The organism is Psychroflexus curvus, assembly GCF_020164585.1.
Lineage (GTDB): Bacteria > Bacteroidota > Bacteroidia > Flavobacteriales > Flavobacteriaceae > Psychroflexus > Psychroflexus curvus.
On sequence record NZ_JAIQZF010000001.1, the window covers coordinates 346,334 to 361,249 of the forward strand.

Genomic DNA, 14,916 nt, shown 5'->3' on the forward strand with positions numbered 1-14,916 from the left:
TGCTTAAAAGTTTGGGCTTAAATCGTATTGAGTATAAAATTTCTCTAAGATTTCAACGACCTCATCCTCAGTATCAACCACATCTATGAGGTCCAGATCTTCAATATTTACGGTTCTAAGCTTTTCTGCTAATGTCGATTTAATCCAGTCCAGTAGTCCACTCCAAAACTCTGTGCCTACTAAAATGATTGGAAACTTAGCTATTTTTCCAGTTTGTATAAGTGTAATTGCTTCAAAAAGCTCATCTAAAGTTCCAAAACCGCCTGGCATAACCACGAAGCCTTGAGAATATTTTACAAACATGACCTTACGAACAAAGAAGTAATCGAAGTCAAGGTTTTTATTGGAATCGATGTAAGGATTATCATGTTGCTCAAAAGGTAAATCTATATTAAGACCAACAGAAGTTCCGCCGCCCAGATTAGCACCTTTATTTCCAGCTTCCATAATTCCAGGTCCGCCACCAGTAATGACACCATAACCTTTGTCAACTATTTTATTAGCTACTTTCACAGCAAGTTCGTAGTATTTTTCGCCAGGTTTAGTTCTTGCAGATCCAAAAATAGAGACACAGGGTCCAATCTCGCTTAGCCGTTCATAACCGTAAACAAACTCGCTCATGATTTTGAACAATGCCCAGCTGTCATTTGTCTTTATTTCATTCCAGTTTTTAGGATGTTTTTCAACCATAATGTTTTATTGATTTAATTCTTTTCTTAAAAATTGAGCTGTATAGCTTGTTTTATTTTTTGATACCTGCTCTGGAGTTCCTTTAGCCACCAGTTCACCTCCTTTTTTTCCGCCTTCATAACCGATGTCAAAAATATAATCTGCAAGTTTAATCACATCCATATTATGTTCAATGATTAAAACAGAATTTCCTACATCAACTAATTTTTGAAGAACTTCCATCAAAACGCGAATATCTTCAAAATGAAGACCGGTTGTAGGTTCATCTAAAATGTAAAACGTATTTCCAGTACTTATTTTTGATAATTCTGAAGCAAGTTTAATCCTTTGAGCTTCACCACCAGACAAGGTTGTACTTTGCTGACCTAATGTAATATAACCTAGCCCCACATCTTTGATGGTTTTTAATTTTCTGTGAATTTTTGGAATAGGTTCAAAAAAGTCTGTAGCCTCGTTGATAGTCATTTGCAATACATCGCTAATAGATTTGCCTTTGTAGCGTATTTCTAAAGTTTCGCGATTGAAACGTTTACCCATACAGGTTTCGCATTCTACATACACATCCGGGAGAAAATTCATTTCTATCACTTTCACACCAGCACCTCCACAAGTCTCACAGCGACCACCTTTCACATTAAAGCTGAATCTTCCAGGTTTATAACCTCTGATAAGTGCTTCTGGAGTCTTTGCAAACAAACTTCGTATTTCACCAAAAACACCCGTATAAGTGGCAGGGTTGGAACGTGGCGTTCTTCCAATAGGCGACTGATTGATGTCTATCACCTTATCCAAATGCTTGAGTCCTCTAACGGTTTTATGAGGAAGCGCTTCCATTTTTCCATTAAAAAAATGATTATTCAGCACCGGATAAAGTGTATCGTTAATGAGCGTTGACTTGCCGCTTCCTGAAACTCCAGTGACTACAATGAGTTTACCAAGTGGAATTTTGATCGAAACGTCTTTAAGATTGTTTCCAGTGGCATTCATCAAATGCAAGTGCTTCCCATTTCCTTTTCTTCTTTTTTCAGGAATTTCAATTTTTCTTTTGCCAGAGAGGTAATCCGCAGTGAGTGTGTTATGGCCCAAAATGGTTTTAGGATCTCCTTCACTTATTATTTCGCCTCCGTTTTTTCCAGCATGAGGGCCAATATCAATCACATGGTCTGCTCTTTCGATCATGTCTTTATCATGTTCCACAACAATAATAGAATTTCCTACATCTCTTAAGGCTATTAATGAATTGATGAGTTTTTCATTGTCGCGCTGATGCAAACCAATGCTTGGTTCATCAAGTATATATAAAACACCAACAAGCTGAGAACCGATTTGCGTAGCTAGTCTTATACGTTGTGCTTCACCACCAGACAAGGTTTTGGAACCGCGATTTAAGTTTAAATAATTGAGACCTACATCTTCAAGAAATGAAAGTCTGGTTTTAATCTCTTTGATAATTTCTTCAGCAATCTTTTGTTCGCTTTTGCCAAGTCTTTTGAGTAAATCTTTAAAAAAAACAACTAATTCATCAACATCCATTTGGACGATGTCGGCCATATTTTTCTCATCGATTTTGTAATACAGGGATTCCTTTTTCAATCGACTTCCTTCGCAAGTTTCGCATGGTTTTTTATCCATGTATCGCTTTGCCCAGCGTTTAAGTGCTGCAGAGGATTCTTTCTGATGAAACGTATCTTCAATGAATTTAGCTACACCTTCAAAGTTATAACTAAGCGTTTTGTTCACTTTAGAAGCTTCGCTGTATTTTTTAAAATTAGCTTTGCCACCATGAAGAATAACCTCTAATGCTTCTTTGGGAATGGTTTCAATCGGATCTGTTAATTCAAAATCAAAATGCTCAGCGATAGACCGCAATTGTTTAAAAACCCAATTGTTTTTCTTTTCCTTCCCGTGAGGTTCTATCCCGCCTGACTTGATGGATAAAGTTGGGTCTGGAATAATTCTATCGAGATTAATTTCATAAACCTCGCCAAGTCCATTGCATTTTGGACAAGCCCCTTTAGGTGAGTTGAAAGAAAAGTTGTTTGGCTCGGGATTAGGGTAGGAGATGCCCGTTGTAGGACACATCAGATTTCGACTAAAAAACTTAGCTTCTTCTTTGCTGTGTTCCAAAACCATCATCACATTATTGCCCTGCTTCATGGCAGTAGCAATACTTTCGCTTAATCGTTTGTTGGTGTTGGTATCATCGTCAATTTTAAGCCGATCTACAACTACTTCAATATCGTGGATTTTATAGCGATCCACTTTCATGCCTTTTTCAATATCCTTTATCTCACCATCAATTCTAACTTTTACAAAGCCTTGTTTGGCAACTTGTTCAAAAAGTTCTCTGTAATGTCCTTTTCTAGAACGAATGACGGGAGCCAAAATATTGACTTTTTTTCCTTCAAAATCTTCAATGATTTTATTCTGAATTTGTTCATCGGTGAAACTCACCATTTTTTCACCGGTTTTATAACTGTAGGCAGTTCCAACTCTGGCAAAAAGAAGCCTAAGGAAATCGTAAATTTCAGTAATTGTACCTACTGTGCTTCGGGGGCTCTTGGAAGTGGTCTTTTGCTCAATAGCAATAACAGGAGAGAGGCCATCAATTTTATCGACATCTGGTCGCTCCAAACCTCCCAGGAATTGCCGGGCGTACGCTGAAAACGTTTCGATGTAGCGGCGTTGTCCCTCAGCATAAATAGTATCAAAGGCCAGGGATGATTTTCCTGAGCCAGATAAGCCTGTGATGACCACAAGTTTATTTCTAGGAATAGTGACGTCAATGTCTTTTAAATTATGAACTCTAGCCCCAAGGACTTCAATAAATTCTTCTTTTTTTCTCATAGTTATTTCAACGCGCGAATTTAAGTAATCTAAATGATATTATGAGGCATAATACCATTTGCTTATCAATTGTTGAAAGCTAAAATGAAATTGGAAATTTGAATTTGACTGTAAGCTTTAAATACTTATTCCTGCAGGAAGCAAGTCTTTGTATTTCAATCTGTTTTTTCTAAAAAATTTGGCTATTTCGGGAGAAGTAGGCATCACTTTGAAGCGAGTATCTTTAAAACTGTCCAGAATTTTTGAAATAAACTGATTTTGAACCTCAGAATCCATAAATTTTTCAGGAACCGTTAGCTTAGTAAGAAAAATTTTTCTGTCGTGTTCAGAAAATTCAACTGCTAAAAGCTCTCCGTCAATTTTAGTTTCGTATTGCCTTTGAAACTCGTTTTTAGTTACGTCAAAGTTATTTTCCATATCAAAGATTTGTAAATCTTAAACCTTGTATCAATTTACAAAATGTAATGATTTGTGAATTAATTTATTAATCTACAAAGGTAAACAATATATTTATAACCTATTTTTGTAAATGAATTAAATAAAAATTATAGCAGTAGTGGTTAAGGTTTATATGATGCCGGGTATGGCGGCAAATCCGACAATATTTGAAAGGATAGAATTGCCAAAAGCCGAATTTAAAATAATTTGGCTGTCCTGGAAAATCCCTGCGAAGGAAGAGACGCTTTCATCTTATGCCAGACGAATGGTAGAAGAAGTCGTTAAAAATGAACCTGTTGTGCTTATAGGTGTTTCTTTCGGTGGAGTTTTGGTTCAGGAAATGAGTAAATTAGTAAGCGTAAAAAGACTCATTATTATTTCCAGTGTGAAAACGAAACATGAGCTCCCGAAAAGAATGAAAATAGCAAGAGATACCGGTGTATATAAAGTTTTACCTACAGGTTTGCTGAACTATATGACTCATATAGAAAAATTACCTTTAGGTGATTTGGTTAGTAAGCGCTTAAAACTTTACCAGCACTATCTCTCTATCAATGATAGAGAATATTTGGATTGGGCAATAAAGGAAATGTTATGCTGGAATCAAACTCAACCTATTAAGGATATAATACATATTCATGGAGATGAAGATTTAGTATTTCCTATTAAAAACATTGAAAATAGTATTGCTATTCCAAAGGGAACGCATATTATGATCCTTATGAAATACAAGTGGTTCAATAAACACTTGCCAGAGTTAATATTGAATGGGAAAATTAACTCCTAAAATTTAAGAATACATATTATGAAACTTGATACTTTTTTTAAAAAGATAATATTTACTCTAGGAATCGTAACTCTTACCTTAGGGACTTATTATGCAATCTCCAGCTTTATAGCTACGGAAGTAGTTACAGATTCAACTAAAACTATAGAAAAAAGTTTTAAAAAGGATTACAATGTTTTCGCTATAGATCTTCCAGAAAAAATCGATTTTGCTGGTGAGCCAACACCTCTTGAAATCCCAGATATAAAAGAACGCCTGGATAAGGAACTATTGGTAAACACCTATTGGCAGTCAAACGCTTTACTTCTCATCAAAAGATCTCACAAATACTTTCCAATTATAGAGCCGATTTTAAAAGAGTATGGAGTTCCGGATGATTTTAAATATTTAGCAATAGCTGAAAGTGGTTTGGAGCACGTGGTTTCTTATGCTGGTGCCACAGGGTTTTGGCAAATCATGAAGGCCACAGCTAAAGAGTATGGGCTTGAAGTAAATGATAATGTAGATGAACGTTATCACATTGAAAAATCTACAAGAGTAGCTTGTGAATACCTTTTAAAATCTAAAGAACGATTTGGAAGCTGGACGCTGGCTGCAGCAGCTTACAATGCCGGGAATTATGGAATTTCTAAAGAACTGAAACGTCAGGAAGTTGAAAATTATTACGATTTACTGCTTAATCCTGAAACCTCCAGATATGTGTTTAGAATTATTGCTTTAAAACATATTTTATCTAATGCAAAGGAATTTGGGTTTCATTACGAAGAAAAACACCTTTATGAAATTCAACCTCTTAAAACTGTAGAAGTGGACACGGCTGTAAACGACTTTGTAAGATTTGCAGAAAAATTTGATATGAATTACAAGACACTGAAAATTCATAATCCGTGGCTTAGAGACAAGCATCTGAATAACTATTCCAAAAAAAATTACACTATTAAAGTTTTAAAATAATTATCTGCCATGGTTTTACTTACACTTATAGCATTAGTCGTTATTGGATTACTTGCGGGATTTCTAAGTGGTGTCTTAGGAGTAGGAGGAGGAGTTGTTATGGTTCCTTTAATGGTTTTACTTTTAGGATTTTCACAGCACCAAGCACAAGGAACAAGTTTAGCTGTTTTAGCTGTCCCGGTCACATTAGCAGCTGCTTATAATTATTACCAAGATGGAAGTCTTAACTGGAAATATGCCTTGGTTATGGCTTCAATGTTTGTTATAGGCGGTTATTTAGGTTCCAAATTAGCGATTAGTCTAGATGAGAAATTATTACGACGAATATTCGGAGTGGTTTTAGTCCTGTTGGGTTTCAGAATGATATTTAGTAAATAACTGAGGTGTTTATGATGTTGGATTAAAGACTTTCTTCAGTTAGTGTTCTCATTATTTTTTAGCCAAACCCGTTATCAGACAAGCTTGAAATTAAGTGGTTATCTAATGTGAATTATAATTCCATTACTGATTTTTGTTAAGGATATAAGGATTTCTAAGTTGTTTTTAAATACTTCTAGAGTTTTTGTTTTATTGGTGTCTGTTTGATGTAAATCTTCTCAATTTTAGCAGAAAATTAGTTTTAATTCTGGCTAGTATTTTACTATCATTTTAAAAAAAAAATAGTGTTGAAAGCTATTTTATTTTGGAAAAAAATCTAAAATAATGCTTAGATAAGGAGCTTAAGCCTTTCCATTGCTCAATAAACCTTGTTAAATTTTAAAATCAATTAAGATTCGCTTAATCAATATTTATGATGAATTAGCAATAATTGTAAAAAAATTGATAAGAGTTTGTTATATTTGTAGTAACCAACTATTTAAGAAATAAATTTTATGACCAATGGGGTAAAAGAAGATAATGAAAGACTGAAGGAAATTCTCTATAAAACTCTTCACAGATTTAAAAACAATTTACAAACACAACTTAGTTTGATGAATATACAGACCTCAACCAATAGGTCTTATTTCGATGACAAAACCATTATTGTAGATAGGATTTTTGCGCTTACTCATGTTTATGATCTTTATTACATTAGTAACAAAGAAGAGTATCTGCCAAAAGACTCTCGAGTGTCATTGCAATCATTTATGCTTCATTTTTTTCAGTATTTAAAAAATTCATCATCAAAAATTGATTTTGAACTTAATGATATATCAGAAATTAATGTAGAAGTCGATGACTTATTAATTTTGAGCTATATTATTATTGAAATTAATGATTTTAGAAAAAGCCTTGATGATGATCTGTATTTCGAAATATATCATCAGAACTCTAAAGCATTTTTTAATTTCTCCTTTTCTAGTATCAAAACTCATGAAAACTTTCATGAGTTATTTGAAAGTCAGTACAAAATTCTAGATCTCTTGGTTATGCAATTGAAAGGTAAATTCGATTATGAGAAAAAATACGTAAAACTTTCATTCCCAATCTTATGAAAACAAAAATCCTAGTAGTAGAAGACGACCAAATCATTTCATTTGAAATCAAAACGATTTTAGAGAAAAATGGTTATGACGTAAATATTTGTGATAGCTATGCGTGCTGTATCAAAAATCTGGATACATTTAAACCAGAGCTTATACTTCTCGATATAGACCTAAGCAAAAAGTATGAAGGTATACAAATCGGCTCTTATTTAAATTCAAAATCACATCTTCCGTTTATTTATATCACTGGGTATACGGATAATGAAACTTTAAAAAGGATTCAAACCACAAAGCCGGTGGGTTATTTTTCAAAGCCTTTTAGGGAGATCGATATCATTAACAATATTGAACTTGCCTTATATAATAAAAAAGCAGAATCGGATGATAATACTATTCCTGAAGATTTAGAGGAAAGCAAATATTCAAAACCTATAAAAAGAGCATTAGAATATATAGATACCAATATCAACCAAGAAATAAAAACGGACGAGCTTATAAGAGTTTCTGGTTGGAGTAAGTTTCATTTCATAAGAGAATTCGCCAAGGAAGTTGGGATTACACCATATCAATATGTTTTTGATGAAAAGATGAAACTGGCTTCTTCAAAATTGAAGAATACCTACCAGCCTGTTAAAGAGATTGCTTTTGACCTTGGTTACAGATCCAATTCTAGTTTTACTAATGCATTTGTAAAGCACGCAGGAGTATCTCCCTCTCACTATAGAAAAAAACATTGTAGATAGGTAGTTTAGAAACGCTTCATTTGCTGTTTCATCATCTGGATTTGTTCATTAAGCATTCCGTGCTTGTCCAATGATTTAGCTTCCTTGAGGAGCAACTGAGCTTCACGCTTTCTTCTTTTGGTCATTGCAATTCCAGCCAAATTCAATTTTGCCATTGCCAGGTCTTGTTTCATAGACAATCCTAATTTAATAGCTCTTTTGAAGTATTTTTCAGCTTTTGTCATATTGGTTTGAGACAACAATAACCCATGTATATAATTGAAGTAACCTTGTTGTTTCTGAGTAAGGGCAGTTTCAGGATTTTTAATTTTATCAAGCCATTTTCTTGCGCCTTCAAAATCTTGTTTTCTCAATCTAAGAAAAGCAAGCAGAATCATCTCATTTTTAAAATAAAGGAAAATGAAAATTCCAGAGAGCAGAATTAGAGCGATACCGTTGCCGATGTTATTTTCTACAATTTGATAAATTCCAAAAGCTATGATTAGCCCTGCTATAATAAGTTTGAAGTTTTTGTTGAACATGCTAGTTATTTTAAGTGCAAATCTAGCAAAAACAAATGGAAAAAACTTTGCTACAAGACTTGTAAAACTAAAAATGAATCGTATATTTGCACGCAGTTTTAAGAAATAGATAATTTATTTAAAGTCATAAAAAAATGAAAAGAACTTTTCAACCTTCTAATAAAAAGAGAAAGAATAAACACGGATTTAGAGAGAGAATGTCCTCTGTAAATGGTCGTAAAGTTCTTAAACAAAGAAGAGCTAAAGGAAGAAAAAAATTAAGTGTTTCTTCTGAAATGAGTTTAAGAAAAAGATAAATGTTTAATTAATTTCAAAATATGAAGGTGTTGCATTTCGCAACGCCTTTTTTTATACCCAATAGTTCCATTTTAAAACACTTCTACTATGCCAAAAAACAACGCCATCAAAACAATGCTTATCATCGGCTCTGGTCCAATTGTAATAGGACAAGCTTGTGAGTTTGATTATGCAGGATCTCAATCCTTAAGATCACTGCGAGAAGAGGGAATTAAAACTATTTTGATAAACAGTAATCCTGCAACGATTATGACCGATCCTTCTATGGCAGACCATGTTTATCTAAAGCCACTGACAACTAAGTCGATAATTGAGATTTTAAAGGATCACCCAGAAATTGATGCAGTTTTACCTACTATGGGAGGACAGACTGCCTTAAATCTCTGTATTGAAGCAGATGATAAGGGAATATGGGAAGATTTTGATGTAAAAATTACCGGTGTAGATATCGATGCCATCAATATTACAGAAGACAGAGAGAAATTTAGAAAATTGATGCAAGATATTGGAGTAGGAGTAGCTCCATCCAAAACGGTAACCTCTTTTTTACAGGGAAAAGAAGTGGCACAAACCTTTGGGTTTCCTTTAGTCATTAGAGCTTCTTTTACTTTAGGAGGAAGTGGAGCGTCTATTGTTTATTCAGAAGATCGATTTGAAGAATTGCTCACCAGGGGTCTTGAAGCTTCTCCTATTCACGAAGTGATAATAGATAAAGCTCTACTTGGGTGGAAAGAATTTGAGTTAGAATTGTTAAGAGATCGCAATGATAATGTGACTATCATCTGTAGTATAGAAAATATGGATCCCATGGGTATTCATACTGGAGATTCCATAACTGTTGCTCCAGCCATGACTTTAAGCGACAGGACTTATCAAAAGATGAGAGACATGGCTATCAAAATGATGAGAAGTATTGGAGATTTTGCAGGTGGATGCAATGTTCAGTTTGCCGTAAGTCCAGATGAAAAGGAAGATATTATTGCCATTGAAATCAATCCAAGAGTTTCAAGGTCCTCAGCTTTGGCTTCAAAAGCAACGGGTTATCCCATTGCCAAAGTCGCTTCTAAATTGGCCATAGGTTACCATTTAGACGAACTTCAAAACCAAATCACGCAAACTACATCGGCGTTTTTTGAACCTACTCTTGATTATGTGATTGTAAAAATCCCAAGATGGAACTTCGATAAGTTTGAAGGTTCAGACAGAACCTTGGGACTTCAAATGAAGTCTGTAGGCGAAGTGATGGGAATAGGTCGTTCTTTTCAAGAAGCTTTACACAAAGCAACTCAATCCCTGGAAATCAAAAGAAATGGACTAGGTGCAGATGGTAAAAGTTATACCGATTACAATCAAATTCTAAGTAAACTGGAATTTGCTAGTTGGGATAGGGTTTTTGTGATTTACGATGCTATTCAAATGGGAATACCACTGAGTAGAATTCACGAAATCACCAAAATTGATATGTGGTTCCTCAAACAATACGAAGAGCTTTTCAATTTGGAAAAGGAAATTTCAAAATACTCTATTGATAATATCAGCAAAGATTTGATGCTTGAGGCTAAACAAAAAGGTTTTGCTGATCGCCAAATCGCTCACATGTTGAAATGCCTGGAAAGCGAAGTTTACGTTAAGCGTGAGGAATTAAACGTGAATAGAATCTACAAACTAGTAGATACCTGCGCTGCAGAATTTGAAGCACATACACCCTATTATTATTCAACTTTTGAAGCGGATGTTGTCAACAAGGATGGAGACAGAATAAATACAAATGAAAGCATTGTCACTGACAAGAAAAAAGTGATTGTCTTAGGTTCTGGACCAAATAGAATTGGTCAGGGGATAGAATTTGACTACTGTTGTGTTCATGGCGTCATGGCTGCTGCAGAATGCGGTTATGAAACCATCATGATCAACTGTAACCCTGAAACGGTGTCCACTGATTTTGACACAGCAGATAAACTTTATTTTGAACCTGTCTTTTGGGAACATATTTACGATATCATCAAGCATGAGAATCCCGAAGGGGTAATTGTTCAGCTTGGGGGTCAGACAGCTTTGAAGCTTGCTGAAAAGCTAAGCAGATATGGCATTAAGATTTTAGGAACCAGTTATGAATCTCTGGACCTTGCAGAAGATAGAGGGAGCTTCTCTAAATTATTACAAGAAAATAATATTCCTTATCCAGAATTTGGTGTGGCTGAAACAGCCGAAGAAGCCTTAGACCTCGCAAGAGAGCTGGATTTCCCAATTCTTGTAAGACCTTCTTATGTTCTTGGAGGACAAGGAATGAAAATTGTTATTAATGAAAAAGAGCTCGAAAATCATGTGATTGATTTATTGAGAAAAATTCCTAATAATAAATTGCTTTTAGACCATTATCTCGATGGAGCTATAGAGGCAGAAGCAGATGCCATTTGTGATGGCGAAGAGGTCTACATCGTTGGGATCATGGAGCATATTGAGCCTTGTGGGGTACATTCTGGAGATTCCAATGCATTGCTTCCACCTTTTAATCTTGGAGACTTGGTTCTGGAACAAATTAAAGACCATACTAAGAAAATCGCTCTGGCACTCAATACCGTTGGTTTGCTAAACGTTCAATTTGCCATAAAAGATGATAACGTCTACATTATAGAAGCCAATCCACGGGCTTCCAGAACAGTTCCATTTATCGCAAAGGCTTATAAAGAACCTTATGTGAATTATGCTACCAAAATCATGTTGGGTAAAAATAAATTAACCGACTTCACTTTCAATCCTCAGCTAGAAGGGTATGCGATAAAACAGCCGGTTTTCTCTTTTGATAAGTTCCATAACGTAAACAAACAGTTAGGCCCTGAGATGAAGAGTACAGGAGAAAGCATTTTGTTCATAGACAGTTTGAAAGATGACACCTTCTATGAATTGTATGGAAGACGTAAAATGTACCTAAGCAAATAATGGCCTTAATTCAATCTATAAAAGGAATTTCTCCTCAATTACCTTCATCGTGTTTTCTAGCTGAAAATTCAACCCTGGTTGGTGATGTCAAGCTAGGGGAGAATTGTAGTATTTGGTATAATGCTGTGGTACGTGGGGATGTGAATTCAATTGAAATAGGGGATGAGACCAATATCCAGGATGGAGCAATTATTCACTGTACGTATCAGAAGGCATCGACAAAGATTGGGAACAGGGTTTCCATAGGTCATAAAGCCATAGTTCATGGTTGTACAATACACGACGATGTTTTGATAGGAATGGGTGCCATTGTGATGGATCATGCCGTTATTGAGAGCGGAAGTATCGTAGCCGCTGGAGCAATTGTGACAGCTGGTACTCGAGTTGAAGCTCATTCTATTTTCGCGGGAATTCCAGCCAAAAGGTTAAAAACTGTTTCTGAAGATAATTTAGAAATGATAAAACGTACGGCTAAAAATTATACGCTTTATAAAACCTGGATAGATTGATATTCATTTGACAGACAAAAAAATCCCGCTTCAAATCAATTTTGAAGCGGGATTTTTAACTTATAACATAAACTTACTGATTCCTAAAAACCAATTCTCCATCAAACTGGTCGAGTAAAATAATACTGTCGGTTTTTATATGCTCTGCCAGAAGTTCTTTTGAAAGCGTATTCAAGACTTCCTTTTGAATTGTTCTTTTTACGGGTCTTGCACCATATTGCGGATCAAAACCAATTCTGGCTATGTAATCGATAGCATCATCTGTAGCATCTATGGTGATGCCCTGCTTCATCAGCATTTTCTTTAAATCATTGATTTGTAATTCTACAATCTTTTTGATGTTATCCTTAGAAAGTGGTGTGAACATTACAATATCATCTATCCTGTTTAAGAATTCGGGTCTTACACTTTGTTTTAAAAGACCCAGCACTTCAACTTTAGCGCCTTCCATCGCTGTTTCTACATCTGCTATTGCGTCGTATTTCTCCTGGATAATATGACTGCCGATATTGGACGTCATCACAATAATTGAATTTTTAAAGTCGGCTAATCTCCCTTTGTTATCAGTTAATCGGCCTTCATCTAGAACCTGCAATAAAATATTGAAGGTGTCTGGATGGGCTTTTTCGATTTCATCCAATAAAATCACAGAGTAAGGCTTTCTTCTCACAGCTTCCGTCAATTGTCCACCTTCTTCATAACCCACATATCCAGGAGGTGCACCAACTAAACGACTTACCGAATGTCTTTCCTGGTATTCACTCATATCTATTCGAGTCATTGAACTCTCATCATCAAACATATATTCAGCAAGGGCTTTGGCCAATTCTGTTTTACCAACTCCGGTTGTACCAAGAAACAGGAATGAACCTATTGGTCTGTTTTGATCTTGCAATCCTGCCCGGCTTCTTCTTACTGCATCTGAAACAGCTTGTATAGCTTCATCCTGACCCACAACTCTGTTATGTAATTCATCCTCAAGTTTAAGAAGTTTTTCACGGTCGGATTGCAACATTTTAGTTACAGGTATGCCAGTCCATTTGGCAACGACTTCAGCTATATCTTCATAAGTAACTTCTTCTTTGATCAGCGTATTATCAGATTTCTGGTTTTCTACTTCATTTTGAAGTTTTTCCAGCTTTTCCTGAGCTTCTTTAACCTTACCATATCGAATCTCAGCTACTTTTCCATAATCACCTTCGCGTTCTGCCCTTTCAGCTTCAAGTTTATAATCCTCGATATCAGTCTTTATTTTTTGAATATTATCTACGATATCCTTTTCATTTTTCCAACGTGCATGGAGGGTGTTACGTTCTTCTTTTAAATCTGCTAAATCTGCTCTGAGTGATTTTAATTTGGTTTCGTCATTTTCACGTTTTATCGCTTCAATTTCAATTTCCAGCTGCATAACTTTTCTGTCTAAAACATCGAGTTCTTCTGGTTTAGAATTGATTTCCATTCTAAGTTTTGAAGCTGCCTCATCCATCAAGTCAATAGCCTTATCGGGGAGAAATCTATTGGTAATATAACGCTGAGAAAGTTCTACGGCACCAATGATCGCCTCATCTTTAATTCTGACTTTATGGTGAGTTTCGTATTTTTCTTTAATTCCTCTGAGGATTGAAATAGCACTCTCGGTATCTGGTTCATTTACAGTCACTTTTTGGAAACGTCTCTCAAGAGCTTTGTCCTTCTCAAAGTACTTTTGAAATTCATCCAGCGTAGTGGCTCCAATAGCTCTTAACTCTCCTCTGGCAAGAGCAGGCTTCAAAATATTGGCGGCGTCCATGGCACCCTGGCCACCCCCAGCACCTACAAGTGTGTGAATTTCGTCTATGAATAAAACAATATCGCCATCGCTGGAGGTGACTTCTTTAATAACTGCTTTTAGACGTTCTTCAAATTCACCTTTGTATTTGGCGCCAGCAATAAGGGCACCCATATCTAAGCTATATATCTTCTTAGATTTTAGATTTTCAGGAATATCACCATTTATTATTCTATGAGCAAGACCTTCTGCAATAGCTGTTTTACCAGTCCCAGGCTCACCAACTAGCATAGGGTTATTTTTGGTTCTTCTGGAAAGTATCTGAAGTATTCTTCGTATTTCTTCATCCCGTCCAATGACAGGGTCTAGTTTACCTTCCTCAGCCATTTTGTTGAGGTTATTAGCATACTTTTCAAGAGAGTTGTAGTTGTCCTCAGCACTTTGGGAAGTCACCCTATCTCCTTTTCTAAGTTCTTGAATAGCTGATTCCAAAGCTTTCTCTGTAACTCCCTGATCCTTTAAAACCTGTGCTATCTTGCTTTTGCTTCTGAAAATAGCTAATATGAGATGTTCTATGGAAACATAATCATCATTCATTTTTTTAGCAACAATACTCGCTTCGTTGATGGTCTTTCCTGCTTCTCTTGAAAGCATGATATCGCCACCAGACACTTTAGGAAAGTTTTCTAAATTTTTATCGAGTATTTGAAGAAAAAGCTGAGTATTCACATTCAGTTTTTTCAGCAGAAACGGGGTAACATTTTCATCAACTTCAGAAATAGCTTTAAATATATGCTCATTTTCTATTTGTTGATGTCCTAATTCCTGAGCAAGTTGCTGAGCCTTTTGAACAGCTTCTTGCGTTTTTATTGTGAAGTTTTTAAAATCCATGTTTTCAATTTTAAATATAGATTTCAAACCATGTACCTAATTATATTATTGACATTTTGACAGCT

13 protein-coding genes are annotated in these 14,916 nt (G+C 35.4%); 8 read left to right on the top strand and 5 right to left on the bottom strand.

The window, feature by feature from the left end; translation table 11 throughout:
* Positions 1-3 precede the first annotated feature (3 nt).
* The 3 genes from LB450_RS01450 to LB450_RS01460 all read right to left on the bottom strand — a co-directional run bounded on the left by LB450_RS01450 (position 4) and on the right by LB450_RS01460 (position 3,954).
* Complete coding sequence (locus tag LB450_RS01450; RefSeq protein WP_224486068.1) at positions 4-690, bottom strand: LOG family protein; 687 nt, start codon at positions 688-690, stop codon at positions 4-6.
* A gap of 6 nt (positions 691-696) precedes the next feature.
* Positions 697-3,537: an excinuclease ABC subunit UvrA gene (gene uvrA, locus LB450_RS01455; RefSeq protein WP_224486069.1), complete on the bottom strand. Its 2,841-nt coding sequence runs from the start codon at positions 3,535-3,537 to the stop codon at positions 697-699.
* Between the two features lie 117 nt (positions 3,538-3,654).
* Positions 3,655-3,954: a GNAT family N-acetyltransferase gene (locus LB450_RS01460; protein WP_224486070.1), complete on the bottom strand. Its 300-nt coding sequence runs from the start codon at positions 3,952-3,954 to the stop codon at positions 3,655-3,657.
* A 157-nt stretch (positions 3,955-4,111) separates the two neighbouring features.
* On the opposite strand from LB450_RS01460, the gene LB450_RS01465 reads away from it, so the two are divergent.
* The 5 genes from LB450_RS01465 (at position 4,112) to LB450_RS01485 (ending at position 7,925) form a co-directional block, all read left to right on the top strand.
* Positions 4,112-4,762 carry an alpha/beta hydrolase gene (locus LB450_RS01465; RefSeq protein WP_224486224.1) on the top strand — a complete coding sequence of 217 codons (651 nt, stop codon included), beginning with the start codon at positions 4,112-4,114 and terminating at the stop codon, positions 4,760-4,762.
* A gap of 18 nt (positions 4,763-4,780) precedes the next feature.
* Positions 4,781-5,716: a lytic transglycosylase domain-containing protein gene (locus tag LB450_RS01470; protein WP_224486071.1), complete on the top strand. Its 936-nt coding sequence runs from the start codon at positions 4,781-4,783 to the stop codon at positions 5,714-5,716.
* Between the two features lie 9 nt (positions 5,717-5,725).
* Positions 5,726-6,094, top strand: coding sequence for a sulfite exporter TauE/SafE family protein (locus LB450_RS01475; protein ID WP_224486072.1), 369 nt, complete (start codon positions 5,726-5,728; stop codon positions 6,092-6,094).
* Between the two features lie 494 nt (positions 6,095-6,588).
* Positions 6,589-7,191: a sensor histidine kinase family protein gene (locus tag LB450_RS01480; RefSeq protein WP_224486073.1), complete on the top strand. Its 603-nt coding sequence runs from the start codon at positions 6,589-6,591 to the stop codon at positions 7,189-7,191.
* Positions 7,188-7,925 (top strand): response regulator transcription factor, encoded by a 738-nt coding sequence (locus LB450_RS01485; RefSeq protein WP_224486074.1) that lies wholly within the window; start codon positions 7,188-7,190, stop codon positions 7,923-7,925. The genes LB450_RS01480 and LB450_RS01485 overlap by 4 nt, the downstream gene beginning before the upstream one ends.
* 5 nt (positions 7,926-7,930) lie before the next feature.
* Here LB450_RS01485 and LB450_RS01490 read toward each other — a convergent pair whose 3' ends face one another.
* Complete coding sequence (locus LB450_RS01490) at positions 7,931-8,446, bottom strand: DUF2892 domain-containing protein (RefSeq protein WP_224486075.1); 516 nt, start codon at positions 8,444-8,446, stop codon at positions 7,931-7,933.
* Between the two features lie 134 nt (positions 8,447-8,580).
* Between LB450_RS01490 and rpmH the strand changes: the two genes are divergently transcribed.
* The 3 genes from rpmH (at position 8,581) to LB450_RS01505 (ending at position 12,192) form a co-directional block, all read left to right on the top strand.
* Positions 8,581-8,742, top strand: coding sequence for a 50S ribosomal protein L34 (gene rpmH / locus LB450_RS01495; RefSeq protein WP_224486076.1), 162 nt, complete (start codon positions 8,581-8,583; stop codon positions 8,740-8,742).
* Positions 8,743-8,830: 88 nt separating this feature from the next.
* Positions 8,831-11,683 (top strand): carbamoyl-phosphate synthase large subunit, encoded by a 2,853-nt coding sequence (carB, locus tag LB450_RS01500; RefSeq protein WP_224486077.1) that lies wholly within the window; start codon positions 8,831-8,833, stop codon positions 11,681-11,683.
* Positions 11,683-12,192: a gamma carbonic anhydrase family protein gene (locus LB450_RS01505; RefSeq protein WP_224486078.1), complete on the top strand. Its 510-nt coding sequence runs from the start codon at positions 11,683-11,685 to the stop codon at positions 12,190-12,192. The genes carB and LB450_RS01505 overlap by 1 nt, the downstream gene beginning before the upstream one ends.
* Before the next feature lie 73 nt (positions 12,193-12,265).
* Here LB450_RS01505 and clpB read toward each other — a convergent pair whose 3' ends face one another.
* Positions 12,266-14,851 (bottom strand): ATP-dependent chaperone ClpB, encoded by a 2,586-nt coding sequence (gene clpB, locus LB450_RS01510; RefSeq protein WP_224486079.1) that lies wholly within the window; start codon positions 14,849-14,851, stop codon positions 12,266-12,268.
* Between the last annotated feature and the right edge of the window lie 65 nt (positions 14,852-14,916).